7 protein-coding genes and 1 pseudogene are annotated in these 15,117 nt (G+C 66.9%); 6 read left to right on the top strand and 2 right to left on the bottom strand.

Annotation, left to right across the window (positions count from 1 at the left end):
* The first annotated feature begins 200 nt into the window (after positions 1 to 200).
* Together putA and putP are read left to right on the top strand one after the other, a co-directional pair.
* A complete protein-coding gene (gene putA, locus FFS12_RS19265; protein WP_137889270.1) occupies positions 201 to 3,380 on the top strand; it encodes a bifunctional proline dehydrogenase/L-glutamate gamma-semialdehyde dehydrogenase PutA in 3,180 nt (1,059 codons plus the stop codon).
* Positions 3,381 to 3,545: 165 nt separating this feature from the next.
* Positions 3,546 to 5,060 (top strand): sodium/proline symporter PutP, encoded by a 1,515-nt coding sequence (gene putP, locus FFS12_RS19260; protein ID WP_137889268.1) that lies wholly within the window; start codon positions 3,546 to 3,548, stop codon positions 5,058 to 5,060.
* A 181-nt stretch (positions 5,061 to 5,241) separates the two neighbouring features.
* Here the strand turns inward: putP and FFS12_RS19255 are convergent, their stop codons facing one another.
* A complete protein-coding gene (locus FFS12_RS19255) occupies positions 5,242 to 8,352 on the bottom strand; it encodes a transglycosylase domain-containing protein (protein ID WP_137889266.1) in 3,111 nt (1,036 codons plus the stop codon).
* Positions 8,353 to 8,471: 119 nt separating this feature from the next.
* Here FFS12_RS19255 and FFS12_RS19250 point away from each other — a divergent pair, with 119 nt between their 5' ends.
* The 4 genes from FFS12_RS19250 to FFS12_RS19235 all read left to right on the top strand — a co-directional run bounded on the left by FFS12_RS19250 (position 8,472) and on the right by FFS12_RS19235 (position 14,792).
* Positions 8,472 to 9,152, top strand: coding sequence for a bifunctional 2-polyprenyl-6-hydroxyphenol methylase/3-demethylubiquinol 3-O-methyltransferase UbiG (locus FFS12_RS19250; protein ID WP_137889264.1), 681 nt, complete (start codon positions 8,472 to 8,474; stop codon positions 9,150 to 9,152).
* Positions 9,153 to 9,291: 139 nt separating this feature from the next.
* Positions 9,292 to 9,618: a VOC family protein gene (locus FFS12_RS19245; RefSeq protein WP_256657521.1), complete on the top strand. Its 327-nt coding sequence runs from the start codon at positions 9,292 to 9,294 to the stop codon at positions 9,616 to 9,618.
* A 32-nt stretch (positions 9,619 to 9,650) separates the two neighbouring features.
* On the top strand, positions 9,651 to 10,085 hold the full coding sequence (locus tag FFS12_RS19240) for a VOC family protein (RefSeq protein ID WP_137889262.1): 435 nt from the start codon (positions 9,651 to 9,653) through the stop codon (positions 10,083 to 10,085).
* Between the two features lie 210 nt (positions 10,086 to 10,295).
* On the top strand, positions 10,296 to 14,792 hold the full coding sequence (locus FFS12_RS19235; RefSeq protein ID WP_137889260.1) for a DEAD/DEAH box helicase: 4,497 nt from the start codon (positions 10,296 to 10,298) through the stop codon (positions 14,790 to 14,792).
* A 109-nt stretch (positions 14,793 to 14,901) separates the two neighbouring features.
* On the opposite strand, the pseudogene FFS12_RS19230 reads toward FFS12_RS19235, so the two are convergent.
* Positions 14,902 to 15,117, bottom strand: a pseudogene (locus FFS12_RS19230) (peroxiredoxin); the annotation flags it as partial.

Raw genomic sequence — 15,117 nt, 5'->3', positions numbered from 1 at the left:
CAAGAACCTGTCATGCCTGTGCCTCTAAATTCCGCCATCCACTTGCACAGTCAAGTGGGTTTAGGCCGAAGTGTTATTTGGCCTGAGCAGCAGCACTGAGCTAGACCCATAGCAGTGGTCGCCATAACAGTGGCTTCCATGGCAACAGTTCCCATAACGACAGTTTCCATAACAACAGTCTCCACAAGAGGATGGGCGTGATGTTCAAAGCCAGTCACGTCTTGCAGGGCGAGTTCCTTACCCGGATCTCCTCCCAAAAGGCCGCCGATTTTTTTCCTGTCATCAGCGCCAATTACAGCGTTGACGAGGCAGCCTATCTTACCGAGCTCCTCGAGCTCGCCGATCCTGGTGAAGCGGGTATCGCGGCTATCCGCAGCGGCGCCCGGACGTTGATCGAAGACGTTCGTAGCCGGGATAACGCCGTCGATACCCTCGACGCACTGCTGCGCCAGTACAGCCTCGACACCCAGGAAGGGCTGATGCTCATGTGCCTGGCCGAGGCTCTGCTGCGTGTACCCGATGCCGCCACCGCCGACGCGTTGATCCGCGACAAGCTGAACGCCGCCGAGTGGGATCGCCACCTCGGCAAGAGTGACAACGTGTTGGTCAACTTCGCGGCCTGGGGCCTGGTGATGACCGGCAAGGTGGTCAACCTGGATGGCGCCAGCAGCGGCAAGCCCGGCGGCGTGCTGAGCAAGCTGGTGCAACGCTCCGGCGAGCCGGTGATTCGCGCGGCGATGAACCAGGCGATGAAGCTGATGGGCAAGCAGTTCGTCCTCGGCCGCACCATCGGCGAAGCGCTGAAGAACGGCCGCCCGTGCCGCGAACAGGGCTACACCTATTCCTTCGACATGCTCGGCGAAGCGGCGCTGACCGCTGCAGACGCCGAGAAGTACATGGCCGACTACCGCAAGGCCATCGACACCGTCGGTGCCGAGCCGCAGGTCGGCCCAGGGCCGAAACCGTCGATCTCGATCAAGCTCTCCGCCCTGCACCCGCGCTATGAAGTGGCGCAGCGCGAGCGGGTGCTCAGCGAGCTGTTCGCCAACGTCCGCGAGCTGGCGATCCGGGCGCGCCAGCTGAACGTCGGCATCGCCGTCGACGCCGAAGAAGCCGACCGCCTGGAGCTGTCGCTGGAGTTGTTCGAGAAGCTGCTGCGCGACCCGGCCATCGCCGGCTGGGGCGAGTTCGGTCTGGTGGTGCAGGCCTACTCCAAGCGCTGTCTGCCGGTGCTGGTGTGGCTGACGCTGCTGGGCAAGGAACTCGGCGCCAAGATGCCGCTGCGCCTGGTCAAGGGCGCCTACTGGGACAGCGAGATCAAGCAGTCGCAGCAGTGGGGCCTGGATGGCTACCCGGTGTTCACTCGCAAGGAAGGCACCGACACCTCCTACCTGGCCTGCGCGCGCTTCCTGCTCTCGGAATTCACCCGTGGGGTGATCTACCCGCAATTCGCCAGCCACAACGCCCATACCGTGAGCTGCATCCTGGCCATGGCCGCTGCCGCCAGGGAGTCGCGCGAGTTCGAGTTCCAGCGCCTGCACGGCATGGGCGATGCGCTGTACGACACGATTCTCGAGAAACACCGCAAGCACGTGCGGATTTATGCGCCGGTCGGCGCACACAAAGACCTGCTGCCGTACCTGGTGCGGCGTCTGCTGGAAAACGGCGCCAACTCGTCGTTCGTCCACCAACTGGTCGATCCGAGCATTCCGGTCGAGTCCCTGATCGATCATCCGGTCACCCAATTGCGCAGGTTCAACAGCCTCGCCAATGACAAAATCCCCCTCCCGCCGGCCCTGTTCGGTCCGGCGCGGAAAAACTCCCAAGGCATCAACATGAACATTCAGCAGTCCTGGAATGAGCTTGAGCTCGCCTATCAGCCGCACCTCAAGCGTCAATGGCAAGCCGCACCGGTGATCAACGGGCAGAAACTGCCCGGCACCGCCCAAGAAGTGCGCTGCCCTTACGAACTGAGCCGGTTGGTCGGTACCGCCCAGTTCGCCAGCGCCGCCCAAGCCCACCAGGCGTTGGATGCCCTGGCGGCGGCCTGGCCGCGCTGGAATGCGACTCCGGTGGAGCAGCGTGCGGCGATTTTCGAGCGCGTCGCGGACCTGCTCGAGGCGAACCGCGGTGAGCTGATGGCGCTGTGCACCCTGGAAGCCGGCAAGACCCTGCAGGACGGCATCGACGAAGTCCGCGAAGCCGCGGATTTCTGCCGCTATTACGCCCAGCAGGCGCGCCTGCGTCTGGGCCGTGAAGAGCTGCAGGGCCCGACCGGTGAGCGCAACGAGCTGTTCCATGAAGGCCGCGGCATCTTCGTGTGCGTCAGCCCGTGGAACTTCCCGTTGGCGATCTACCTCGGCCAGATCAGCGCCGCACTGGTGGCCGGTAACTGCGTATTGGCCAAGCCGGCCGAGCAGACCAGCCTGATCGCTGCGCGCACGCTGGAACTGTTGTTCGACGCCGGTCTGCCGACCGACGTGATTGCCTTCCTGCCAGGCGACGGCGCCACGCTCGGCGACGTGTTCTGCCACGACGCCCGTGTGGCGGGCGTGTGCTTCACCGGTTCGACCGACACCGCCCGGATCATCAACCGCCAGTTGGCCGAGAAAGATGGCCCGATCGCCGCCTTGATCGCCGAAACCGGTGGCCAGAACGCGATGATCGTCGACTCCACCGCGCTGCCTGAGCAGGTGGTCAACGATGCCGTGCATTCCGCCTTCACCAGTGCCGGCCAGCGTTGCTCGGCCCTGCGCGTGCTCTATGTGCAGGCGGATATCGCCGAGCGGGTGATCGAGTTGCTCAAAGGCGCCATGGCCGAGCTGAACGTCGGTGCGCCGGACCTGCTCGCCAGCGACGTCGGCCCGGTGATCGACAAAGAAGCCATGGCTGGCCTGCAAGCGCATATCGCCCAGTTGAAAGGCGAGGGCAAGCTGATTGCCGAAACGATTCTGCCCGCCGGGCTGGATGGCCACTTCATCGCCCCGGTGGCGTTCGAAATCGGCGGCATCGGCGAACTGAAGAAAGAGCACTTCGGCCCGATCCTGCACATCGTGCGCTTTGAGGCGGCGGAGCTGGACCAGGTGGTCGGCGCGATCAACGCCACCGGCTATGGCCTGACCCTCGGCGTACACAGCCGCAATGAGGAAACCGCACGGCGCATCGAAGCGCTGGCGCGGGTCGGCAACCTCTACGTCAATCGCAACCAGATCGGCGCCGTGGTCGGTGTGCAACCCTTCGGCGGTTGCGGCCTGTCCGGCACCGGCCCTAAGGCTGGCGGCCCAAGCTACCTGCTGCGCTTCGCCAACGAGCGCAGCACCTCGGTGAACACCACCGCGGTGGGGGGTAACGCCTCGCTGCTGTCACTCGCCGACGCGTAATAACCGAAAAATGGGCGGGTGCCGATCAGGCATCCGCCCGGTTTTGTATGAGCAAGGGGTTAACCCCCCGCACCAGGGCGTTCGCCACAAGCGACGCCGTTAGCCAATCAAGGACGCGGACAACCCCGCGACTTATATAACAACAAACGAGAGGGAAACCCCTTAATGACTGCCAACACTCCAATGCTGATCACCTTCGTGGTGTATATCGCAGCCATGGTACTGATCGGCTTATTTGCCTATCTGCGTACCAAGAACCTGTCCGATTACATTCTCGGCGGCCGTAGTCTCGGCAGCTTCGTCACTGCGCTGTCGGCTGGCGCCTCCGATATGAGCGGCTGGCTGTTGATGGGTCTGCCGGGCGCCGTCTACCTGTCCGGCCTGTCCGAGAGCTGGATCGCCATCGGCCTGATCGTCGGTGCCTACCTGAACTGGCTGTTCGTCGCCGGCCGTCTGCGCGTGCAGACCGAGCACAACGGCAACGCCCTGACCCTGCCGGACTACTTCACCAACCGCTTCGAAGATAACAGCCGCGTGCTGCGGATCTTCTCCGCCGTGGTGATCCTGGTGTTCTTCACCATCTACTGCGCCTCCGGCGTCGTGGCGGGTGCGCGCCTGTTCGAAAGCACCTTCGGCATGTCTTACCAGACGGCGCTGTGGGCCGGTGCCGCGGCAACCATCGCCTACACCTTCGTCGGTGGCTTCCTGGCGGTCAGCTGGACTGACACAGTGCAGGCGTCGCTGATGATCTTCGCGCTGATCCTCACCCCCATCGTGGTGATGCTGGCGACCGGCGGTGTCGATCCGACCTTCGCTGCCATCGAGCTGAAGGATTCCACCAGCTTCGACATGCTCAAGGGCGCCAGCTTCATCGGCGTAATCTCGTTGATGGGCTGGGGTCTGGGCTATTTCGGCCAACCGCACATCCTCGCCCGTTTCATGGCGGCGGATTCGGTCAAGTCGATCCCGGCCGCCCGCCGCATCTCCATGACCTGGATGATCCTCTGCCTGGGTGGCGCCGTCGCCGTGGGCTTCTTCGGCATCGCTTACTTCGCCGCGCACCCGGAAGTTGGTGGCGCCGTGACCGAGAACCCGGAGCGGGTATTCATCGAACTGGCGAAGATCCTGTTCAACCCCTGGGTTGCCGGTGTGTTGCTGTCGGCCATCCTGGCGGCGGTGATGAGCACCCTGAGCTGCCAGTTGCTGGTCTGCTCCAGCGCCCTGACCGAAGACTTCTACAAGTCCTTCCTGCGCAAAGGCGCCAGCCAGACCGAGCTGGTCTGGGTCGGCCGCGGTATGGTGCTGCTGGTGGCGCTGATCGCCATCTGGCTGGCCGCCAACCCGGAAAACCGCGTACTCGGCCTGGTCTCCTACGCCTGGGCGGGCTTCGGTGCCGCCTTCGGTCCGGTGGTGTTGATCTCTCTGGTGTGGAAGAACATGACCCGCAACGGCGCTCTGGCCGGCATGCTGATCGGCGCCCTCACCGTGATCGTCTGGAAGCAGTTCGGCTGGCTCGGTCTGTACGAAATCATTCCGGGCTTCATCTTCGCCTCCGTCGGTATCCTGGTGTTCAGCCTGCTGGGCAAGGCGCCTTCGGCCGCCATGCTGAAGCGTTTCGCCGAGGCCGAGCAGGAGTACCAGGACGCCCACAGCGACGGTCAGGCAGTCCTCGTCCGTTAAGCCATCCCACGGCAGCTGGCGGGTCGTTCAGCTGCCGTTCAGCCTAAAGCTGGGGCGTTTTCACGCCATGCGGCTCAGGCATCTTGCGTGCGACCGATAGTGCTTCGCCGGCCCACAGCTCGCTGTGTTGGGCCGGTTTTTTTTGCCTGGAAGTTGCTGACTGCCTAGCCGTGTAGGGTGGTTATTTCCCACCGACTTGCAGGGGTACCTGGCAGCGGGTGTTGCCGTTGGGTGCGAGGTACGGCTGGAGAATCGGCGCCATGCCCTTCAATACCTGCACCGGTAACGCCGAGGTAAAGCGGAAGCCTTCCGCCGCACGGCCGGGAACGTAGGCGGTGAGGGTGCCGAAGTGCTGGCTACCGAGGTAGAAGACGAACGTGGCGGTGCGGTTGATGGCGCGGGAACTGAGGATGCGCCCACCGGAGCCGACGCTTTCGATCCGGTTGTCGCCGGTGCCGGTCTTGCCGCCGAGGATCAGCGGGGTGCCGTCGGCCAGGCTGAAACTGCCTTGCAGGCGCCGGGCGGTACCGCTGTCGACCACTTGCGAGAGCACTTCACGCAGGGCTGCGGCGACTTCCGTCGGGAGTACCCGGCGGCCGCGATCCGGATCGAGGCCGAGGCGGGTTTCGTAGGGGGTGTCGGCGGCGAAGTGCAGGCTGTCGATGCGAATGGTCGGCTGGCGCACGCCGTCATTGAGGATGATGCCCATCAGTTCGGCCAACGCCGCCGGGCGGTCGCCGGAGCTGCCGATCGCGGTAGCCAGCGACGGCACCAGGTGGTCGAAGGGATAGCCGACCCGCTGCCAGCGCCGATGGATATCGAGGAAGGCCTCGACCTCCAGCATGATGCGGATGCGGCTGTCACGGGCGCCCTTGTGGCGGCTCTTGAACAGCCAGCCGTAAACCTCCTGGCGCTCGTAATCGCTGGCGGTCACGGCGTCCTTGAAGCTGGCCTGCGGGTGTTGCAGCAGGTAGCCGAGCAGCCACAGCTCCAGCGGGTGCACGCGGGCGATATAGCCCTGGTCCGGCAGGCTGTAGGCGCCGGGGCCGTATTTGCCATACAGCTCGTGGATGCGTTTTTCGCCGACTTTCTCCTGCGGCAGGTGGGCGTTGATAAAGGTGCCGAAGGTCGCCTCATCGACCTCCGGCATCAGGTAGCGGTGCACCGCTGCCAGGCGCGAGGCGGTCGGGCGCAGGCCATCGAGGAAGGTGTCGAGGCGTTCCGCCGCGTTTTTGCCCTGGTATTTGCGCCAGAAGCGCAGCAGGAACACCGTGCCCTCGCGGTCGGCGAAGCGGCTGAGGTAGAGCTGGCGGCGCGGGTCGCGGTCGTCCTTCAGCAGTTCGGCGCTGTTGTTCGGGGCCTGGTAGGTGCTGTAGCGCACCAGGTCGCGCATCAGGCGGATAAACGGCAGGTTGATCGACTCGCGCAACGCCTCGCGCAGCGTCGGGTTGCGGCCGTTGTCCTCGCGGCGGAAGTTGCTGAAGGTATGCAGGCCGCCGCCGGTGAAGAAGCTCTCGCCGGGGCTGGCCGAATACTTGCGCTCCAGCGCGGCACCGAGCATAGCCGGTAGGCTCCGGTCGCTGCTGCTGGCCAGATAGTCGACGGCCCAGCGGCTCAGGCGATCCTGCTCGGGGACTTCGACTTTGCGCAGCTCGGCCGGCGTTTGCCCGGCGAAGCGCTGGTGCAGCTCGGTGATGATTTCCAGGTAGGTGGTGAGCACGCGCAGCTTGGCGGTGGAGCCGAGCTCCAGCTTGCTGCCTTCGTTGATGTCGAAGGGTTGGTCGGTGCTGTCGGTCTGCACCCGCACCCGCGAGCCATCGGCGGTGAGCTCGAAGAGGGTGAAGCTGTAGCGCACGTCCTGGGTTTTTTCCGCCGACAGCAGGCGTTCGCCGAACAGGCCGATCTGCTCGGCGAAGGCCGGCTCGGCGAGTTGCCGCAGGTAGGCGCTGACGGCTTGCTGCAACTCGCCGTTCAGCGTGGTGCTGGCGGCCAGGTCCAGCCGGTCGAGGTCGTACAGCGGCTTACTCAGCATGCCGGCAAGCCGGCTGCGGGCGACGCTGATGCCTTTGTTGCTCTCAACGGGTTGTAGCGTGGGCTGCAGGACCAAATCGCGGAACTGGGCCTGGCTGGCCAGGGCGGCCTCGCGCAGCGCGGTGTCGATTACCCCGCCTTGGGCCAGCAGGCGGATGTGGCTATCGGTCAAGGCGGCCAGTTCCTTGCGACCCTGCGCCAGGTAATAGGAGGGGCGCCGCTGGGCGATCATCAGCGAGAGCACCTGCCGCAAGGCCAGGCCGCGCTGCGCCGTGCTGGCCTCGGGGGACTGCGCCGGGTCGAGCAGGCGGTTCACCGCCTGGAAGTCGGCGCCGTACCAGACCCGCAGGCCATCGGCCAGCCCGTGGATTTCACCATGCCCTGGCGCGGCGGAGAGCGGCACACTGTTGAGGTAGTCGCGCACTATGGTTTCGCGGGCGTGGAGGGTCTGCGGCCCACCTTGGTAGGCGCGGACGCTGGCGGAGATCATCTGCCGGAGTTTTTCCTTGGCGGAAACGGTCATCCCATCCGGCGAGTGCTGGTACTTCTCCAGCTGTGTGGCCAGGGTGCTGCCGCCGGCGGATTGTTCCTGCATATCGAGTTTCTTGCCCAGTTGCGAGAGCGCCGCCAGGGTGAAACGCGGCCAGTCCACCGCCGGGTTGGCCAGCGGTTGCTCGGTCGTCAGCAGGTCGCGGTTCTCGATAAACAGCAGGCTGCGCACCACCAGGGGCGGGATGCTGACGAAGCTCGGGTAGAACTGCTGTGGGTAGCGGAAGCTGTAGAGCGGCAGCCCCCGGCAGTCGGCGATGTCCAGGCCGGTTTGCAGCTTCTGCGGGTAGGGTACGAAGAAGCCGCGTTTGCCGTAGTCGAGCAGGGTCGGGGAGAAGCGCGCTTGCTGCAGGATCAGGTAGTCGCGTTGTTGCAGGCGCTCCAGCATCTGCGGCATGAAGGCGTAGCCGAAGCGTTTGTCGAACGGCCCATCTTGGGGGAAGTGGATGGCGTCGCTGGGGCCGGGTCGTACCTCATAGCCGAGGGTGGCGGCGTAGCGGCTGAATTCGCGGGCCTGGTATTTGGCCGTTTTCATTTCCTCATTCAGCAGCACAGCCAGCGCGAACAGCAGCAGTAACAACAGTAACCAGAGCAACCGGTGGGATCTTGTGCGAGGTTTCGAAGGGGGGGGCGCCGCAGGCAACAACACTTCCGGGAGGCTGTGCACGGGGAGCTCAACCTGCTCTGCGTCGGATTGCCATAGTGCACCCATATCTACTTGGCCTTGGCTGCGCGTGTTGTTCGCATTTGCTTAGAGCTTAGACGCTGTCAGCGCGTCTAGAATCCAGCTAACGTTTTAATTGCAATGGATTTAGAGGCCAGGAGGGCCCTATGCAGCGCGATCATCGTGAACAACTCAACTTCAGTTGGCAGGCCAATGCCGATGCCTGGACGGCGGCAGTGCGCGAACAACGCATTGAAAGCCGGCGGCTGGTGACGGATGCGGCGATCCTGCGGGCGATACTGGCCTGTGAACCGAGGCGGGTGCTGGATATCGGCTGCGGCGAAGGCTGGTTGTGCCGCGGGCTGATGGCGCATGGCATCGAGGCGGTCGGGGTGGATGCCTCGGCGCCGCTGATCGAGGTCGCCCGTGCGCTGTGCTCGGGGCAGTACCGGGTCTGCGGTTATGCCGAGCTCGAGGCGCAGGCGGCGCTGCTCGGGCGGTTCGAGGTGCTGGTGTGTAATTTCGCCTTGCTCGAAGAGCCGCTGGCGCCAGTCTTGCGCTCCCTGCACGGGTTGCTGGCGCCGGGCGGGTCCTTGCTGATTCAGACCCTCCACCCCTGGAGTGCCCGTGGCGAGGGGATTTACCAGGATGGCTGGCGGGTCGAGACCTTCGCCGGCTTCGGTGCAGGCTTCCATGCACCTATGCCCTGGTTCTTCCGCACGCTGGAATCCTGGCTGACGCTGCTGGCGGAAACCGGCTGGCGCCTGCAGTGGTTGCAAGAGCCACTGCACCCGGAGAGCGAGCAGCCGGTTTCATTGTTGCTGCTGCTGACTTCCGAGCAGCGCTGAAGCGCCCGCAGATGCTGGGCTCCTAGCCTGTGACGGCGAGACTTGCGGGGTGCGGCTATGCAATTTCTCGTGAATATCGACGTGCCGGATCTGGAGGCGGCGATCGGCTTCTATACCCAAGTATACCCAAGCCCTGGGCTTGCACCTGAGCCGCCGTTTGTTCGACGGTGACGTGGCCGAGCTGCTGGGCGGGCCGGCGCCGCTCTATCTACTGCACAACCCCGGCGGCAGCACGGCCTGTGTGGGGGCCGAGCGCGATTACCGCCGGCACTGGACCCCGCTGCACCTGGACTTCGTCGTCGAGGATCTGCAAGCCGCCTGTGATCGGGCGCTGGCCGCCGGGGCGCGCAGCGAGGGCGCCATCCGCAGCGAAGCATGGGGACGCATCGCGACCTTCGCCGATCCCTTCGGTCATGGCTTTTGCCTGCTGCAATGGCAGGGGCGCGGCTACGCTGAAGTGTCCTGAGCCTGGGCTCGATAATCTACAAGGAGGTCGCTATGTCAGTTTTTGCCAAATCCACCCGCGCCAACCTGATTCCCTGCCTGCGCTACCGCGATGCGCCTGCCGCCATCGCCTGGCTCTGCCGCACCTTTGGTTTCGAGGAGCATCTGCTGGTGCCCGATGAGCGCGGCGGCATCGCCCATGCGCAGTTGAGTTGCGGTAATGGCATGTTGATGCTCGGTTCGGCCGACGAGTCGGCGTCGGCTTACGGCCGGCTGATGCGCCAGCCGGATCAGGTCGGCGGCACTACCCAGAGCCTCTATATGGTGGTCGCCGATGCCGACGCTCTCTATGCCCGGGCGCAAGCCGCCGGAGCGCAAGTCGTCATCGAACTCAAAGACGAGGACTACGGTGGCCGCGGTTTTACCTGCCGCGATCTGGAAGGGCATGTGTGGAGTTTTGGGACTTACGACCCTTGGGACGAGTCATAAGCGGCTTTGGCCCTCTCGCCGGGGAGATGGGCCGGCAGCGGAACAGCCCTTCCCCCTCCGGGATGAATCGCCCCTGGTTCCGCAGACGACTGTGACCGTCCGGAATGGGCGAAAGCCGGCAATCAGTGTGTCAGCCGCCCAGCTCAGAAACCTCCCACCCACCCTAGCCACGATCGGCGGCCCTTGAGGCCGCAGCCCTAGGCTCGCATCATGGATCCCATGACCCTCACCCCTGCTTTGTCGTCCTCCAACGCCGCGGCGCTGGAGGGTTTCCACCCCGCTGTGGCCGCCTGGTTCCGCGCGACCTTTGCGCGGCCTACGGCAGCGCAGGCGGGTGCCTGGCCGGCGATTCGCGCCGGCCGCTCCACCCTGGTGGCCGCGCCCACCGGGTCGGGTAAGACGCTGACGGCCTTCCTTGCCGCCATCGATGAACTGGTGCGCGAAGGGCTGGCGCAGGGCGGCTGCCTGCCGGACAGCTGCGCCGTGGTCTACGTGTCGCCGCTGAAGGCGTTGTCCAACGATATCCGCATCAACCTGGAGGAGCCGCTGGCCGGCATCCGCGCCGAGTTGCAGCGCCAAGGGCTGGTCGATGTGCAGATCCGCACGGCGGTGCGCACCGGCGACAGCACGCCGGGCGAGCGCGGGGCGATGCGCAAGCGCCCGCCGCATATCCTGGTGACCACCCCGGAATCCCTCTATGTGCTGCTCGGCTCCGAGTCCGGCCGGGCGATGCTGGCCGGCTGTCGCAGCCTGATCGTCGACGAGATTCACGCCATCGCCGGCAGCAAGCGCGGTAGCCATCTGCTGCTCAGCGTCGAGCGGTTGGAGGCGCTGTGTGGGCGGCCGTTGCAGCGCATCGGCCTGTCCGCCACGCAGAAGCCCATCGCGGCGGTGGCGCGCTTTCTGCTCGGCAGCCAGGGGCCGTTGCCGGTGGCGGAGGAGGGGCTGGGGGCCGAGGCTCTTGCGAGTGCTGCCCCTCTCCCTCATGGCGAGAGGGGCATGTTTGCCCAGGCCGACTGCGCAATAGTGGATGTCGGCTACAGCCGGCAGCGCGACCTGGCCATCGAGGTGCCGCCAGTGCCGCTGGCGGCGGTGATGAGCAACGAGGTCTGGGAGAAGGTCTACGACCGCCTGGCCGAGCTGGTGGCGCAGCACCGCACCACCCTGGTGTTCGTCAATACCCGGCGGCTGGCCGAACGCGCCTGCCGCCACCTCTCCGAGCGGCTGGGCGATGCCGCGGTCGCCGCCCATCACGGCAGCATGGCCCGGGAGCTGCGCCTGGACGCCGAGCAGCGCCTCAAGCGCGGCGAGCTGCGGGTGCTGGTGGCCACCGCGTCGCTGGAGCTGGGCATCGATATCGGCGAGGTCGAGCTGGTCTGCCAGCTCGGCTCGCCACGCAGCATCGCCGCCTTGCTGCAGCGGGTCGGGCGTTCCGGCCACAGCGTCGGCGGCACGCCCAAGGGCCGGCTGTTCCCGCAGTCGCGGGACGACCTGATCGAGTGCGCGGCGCTGCTCGACTGCGTGCGCCGCGACGAGCTGGATGCCCTGGTCATCCCCAAGGCGCCGCTGGATGTGCTGGCCCAGCAGATAGTCGCCGAGGTGGCCTGCCGCGAGTGGAGCGAGGATGGCCTCTACCAACTGCTGACCCGCGCCGCGCCCTATGTCGGGCTGCCGCGTGCGACCTTCGACGCCCTGCTGAGGATGCTCGCCGAGGGCTACAGCGGCCGCCACGGGGTGCGCGGCGCCTACCTGCATCGCGACGCGGTGAACCGGCGCCTGCGCGGCCGTCGTGCCGCCCGCCTGACCGCCATCACTTCCGGCGGCACCATCCCCGACAGCGGCGACTACAGCGTGCTGCTGGAGCCGCAAGGCCTGCAGGTCGGCACCCTCAACGAGGACTTCGCCATCGAGAGCATGGCCGGCGATGTGTTCCAGCTGGGCAACCAGTCCTACCGCATCCTGCGGGTAGAGCCGGGGCGGGTGCGCGTCGAGGATGCCCAGGGCCTGCCGCCGAGCATCCCCTTCTGGCTGGGCGAGGCGCCGGGGCGCAGCGACGAGCTGTCGGCCGCGGTGGCGCGGCTGCGCGAGCAGGTCGAGCAACTGCTAACGGCCCTGGACGCCGCTGGCGAACCGAGCGCGGATAACGCCGCCGCTATAGAGGCTGCCACTGCCTGGCTGATGCAGCAGATCGGCCTCAGCGAGGCGGCGGCGCGGCAGATAGTCGAATACCTGGCGCGGGCGCGCGCTGCCCTGGGCGCCCTGCCGACCCAGCAGCGGTTGGTGATGGAGCGCTTCTTCGACGAATCCGGCGGCATGCAGCTGATCATCCATTCGCCCTTCGGCAGCCGGCTCAACCGCGCCTGGGGCCTGGCCCTGCGCAAGCGCTTCTGCCGCAACTTCAACGTCGAACTGCAGGCCGCCGCCACCGAGGACGCGCTGATCCTTTCGCTGTCCACCAGCCACAGCTTCCCGCTGGACGAGGTGTGGCACTACCTGCACTCCAATAGCGCCGAGCGGGTGCTGGTGCAGGCCGTGCTGGATGCGCCGCTGTTCGGCGTGCGCTGGCGCTGGAGCGCCACCATCGCCCTAGCCCTGCCACGCTTCATCGGCGGCCGCAAGGTGGCGCCGCAGCTGCAGCGCATGCGCAGCGAGGACCTGCTGGCGGCGGTCTTCCCCGAGCAGGTGGCCTGCCAGGAGAACATCGTCGGCGAGCGCGAGATTCCCGATCACCCGCTGGTGGCGCAGACCCTCGACGACTGCCTGCACCAGGCCATGGACAGCGAGGCCTGGCTGGCCCTGCTGCGGCGCATGGAGGCCGGCGAGGTGGAGCTGATCGCCCGCGACCTGCCGGCGCCCTCGGCGCTCGCGGCGGAGATCCTCGGTGCCCGGCCCTATGCCTTCCTCGACGATGCGCCGCTGGAGGAGCGGCGGACCCAGGCGGTGCAGCGCCGGCGCTGGTCCGACCCGGAGTCGGCCGACGACCTCGGCGCGCTGGATGCCGAGGCCATCGCCGCGGTGCGCCAGGAGGCCTGGCCCGAGGTGCGCGATGCCGACGAGATGCACGAGGCGCTGCTGGCCCTGGCCTGCATCAGCGCGGCCGAGGCCCGGGCCAATGCCGGCTGGCCGGACTGGTTGGCGCAGCTGGCCCGGGCGCGACGGGCGAGCTGTCTGCAGCTGGAGGGCGGGCCGGCCCTGTGGCTGCCGGCCGAGCGCCTGTGCCAGCTGCAGGCGCTTTATCCCCAGGGCATAGCGAAGCCGGCGATCAGTGCGCCGGCCGGTTTCGATCAGCCTTGGGCGGCGGAAGCGGCGCTGGTGGAGGTGGTGCGCGCACGCCTGAGCGGCTTCGGCCCCTTGCCGCTGGCGCGGATCGCCGCCGACCTGGGCCTGGAACCGGCGGCGGTGGCCTTTGCCCTGGCCAGTCTGGAGCGTGAGGGTTATGTGCTGCGCGGGCGCTTCAGCCCCGGCAGCGGCGAGCAAGAGTGGTGCGAGCGGCATCTGCTGGCGCGCATTCACCGCTACACGGTGAAGCGCCTGCGCCGCGAGATCGAGCCGGTGGAACGCGCCGATTTCATGCGCTTCCTGTTCGACTGGCAGCGTGTCGCGCTGGCCAGCCGGGTGCGCGGCGCCGAGGCCCTGGCCGGGGTGCTCGGCCAGTTGGAGGGCTTCCAGGCGGCGGCCGGCGCCTGGGAGAGCGAAATCCTGCCGAGCCGGGTAGCCGACTACGGCATCAACTGGCTGGACGACCTGTGCCGTTCCGGGCGCCTGGTCTGGTGCCGCCTGGCCGGGCGTAGCCGCGCCGCCGGCGGGCCTCTGCGCAGCACGCCGATCGTCCTGTTGCCGCGCAAGAGTCTGGGCCTGTGGCGCGCCTGCCTGGCGGATGCGCCGGCGCCCGAACTGTCCGCCCGTGCCGAGCGCGTGCGTCAGGTACTAGCCAGCCAGGGCGCGCTGTTCTTCGATGAGCTGGTGGACGAGGCGCACCTGCTGCGCAGTGAACTGGAAGACTGCCTGGGCGAACTGGTGGCGCTCGGCCTGGCCAACGCCGACAGTTTCGGCGGCCTGCGCTCGTTGTTGCCGCCGGCGGCCCGGCGCAGCCGCCACGACCGCCGCGCGCGCCTGGCCCTGGCCAATATGCAGGACGCCGGGCGCTGGGCCCTGCTGCGTACGCGCGCAGAGGAACAGGCGGCGCAGGGCAGGATGGGGGCGCAGGCGCTGGAGCATGTGGCACGCACCCTGCTGCGCCGCTATGGCGTGGTCTGCTGGCGCCTGCTGGAGCGCGAGGCCGACTGGCTGCCGTCCTGGCGCGAGCTGCTGCGGGTCTATCACCGCCTGGAGGCACGCGGAGAGATACGCGGCGGGCGCTTCGTTGCCGGAGTGTCCGGCGAGCAGTTCGCCCTGCCGGAAGCGGTCGGCCTGCTGCGCGAAGTGCGCAAGCGCCCGGCGGATGGCAGCCTGGTCAGTTTGTCCGCCTGTGACCCGCTGAACCTGCTGGGGACGCTGTTGAATGGCAGCAAGGTGCCGGCGCTGGCGGGCAACCGCCTGCTCTATCGCGACGGCGTGCCGGTGGCGACCCTGGTTGCCGGCAAGACCAGGCTGCTGGTGGAAACCGACCCCTATACCGCCGCCGAGTGGCGGGCCGCGCTGATCCACCCGCCGGGCGCGGCTGCGCCCATCGGCCACGGGCCACGCCGGGCTTGGTTGCGGCCTTGAGCGCAGCGACAGACACCCTTCACCCCCGCGAATAAAAAAGGGACGGATTCATTCGACCCCGTCCCCCTTTGTTCTGCGTTCAGCCCTTGGTTTTCAACCTGGCCGCTCGTTACTTCGGTTGCGCCACCACGCGCAGGTAGGGCTTCAGCGTCTTGAAGCCCTGCGGATATTTCTTCCTGGCCTCCTCGTCGGACACCGAAGTGGGGATGATGACGTCCTCGCCCGGTTTCCAGTTCACCGGGGTGGCGACCGTGTGCTTGGCGTTCAGTTGCAGCGAGTCGAGCAGGCGCAGGACTTCGTCGAAGTTGCGCCCGGCGCTCATCGG

It is taken from the genome of Pseudomonas sp. 2FE (assembly GCF_005503735.1).
Classification (GTDB): Bacteria; Pseudomonadota; Gammaproteobacteria; order Pseudomonadales; family Pseudomonadaceae; genus Aquipseudomonas.
The sequence above is the reverse complement of the archived record's forward strand: the minus strand, read 5'-3'. Positions and strand labels throughout refer to the sequence as shown.

What these genes read in the sequence shown, in the direction of transcription:
- putA (WP_137889270.1), top strand. Translation starts at nt 201, where the DNA reads ATGTTCAAAGCCAGTCACGTCTTGCAGGGCGAGTTCCTTACCCGGATC.
- putP (WP_137889268.1), top strand. Translation starts at nt 3,546, where the DNA reads ATGACTGCCAACACTCCAATGCTGATCACCTTCGTGGTGTATATCGCA.
- FFS12_RS19255 (WP_137889266.1), bottom strand. Translation starts at nt 8,352, where the DNA reads ATGGGTGCACTATGGCAATCCGACGCAGAGCAGGTTGAGCTCCCCGTG.
- FFS12_RS19250 (WP_137889264.1), top strand. Translation starts at nt 8,472, where the DNA reads ATGCAGCGCGATCATCGTGAACAACTCAACTTCAGTTGGCAGGCCAAT.
- FFS12_RS19240 (WP_137889262.1), top strand. Translation starts at nt 9,651, where the DNA reads ATGTCAGTTTTTGCCAAATCCACCCGCGCCAACCTGATTCCCTGCCTG.
- FFS12_RS19235 (WP_137889260.1), top strand. Translation starts at nt 10,296, where the DNA reads ATGGATCCCATGACCCTCACCCCTGCTTTGTCGTCCTCCAACGCCGCG.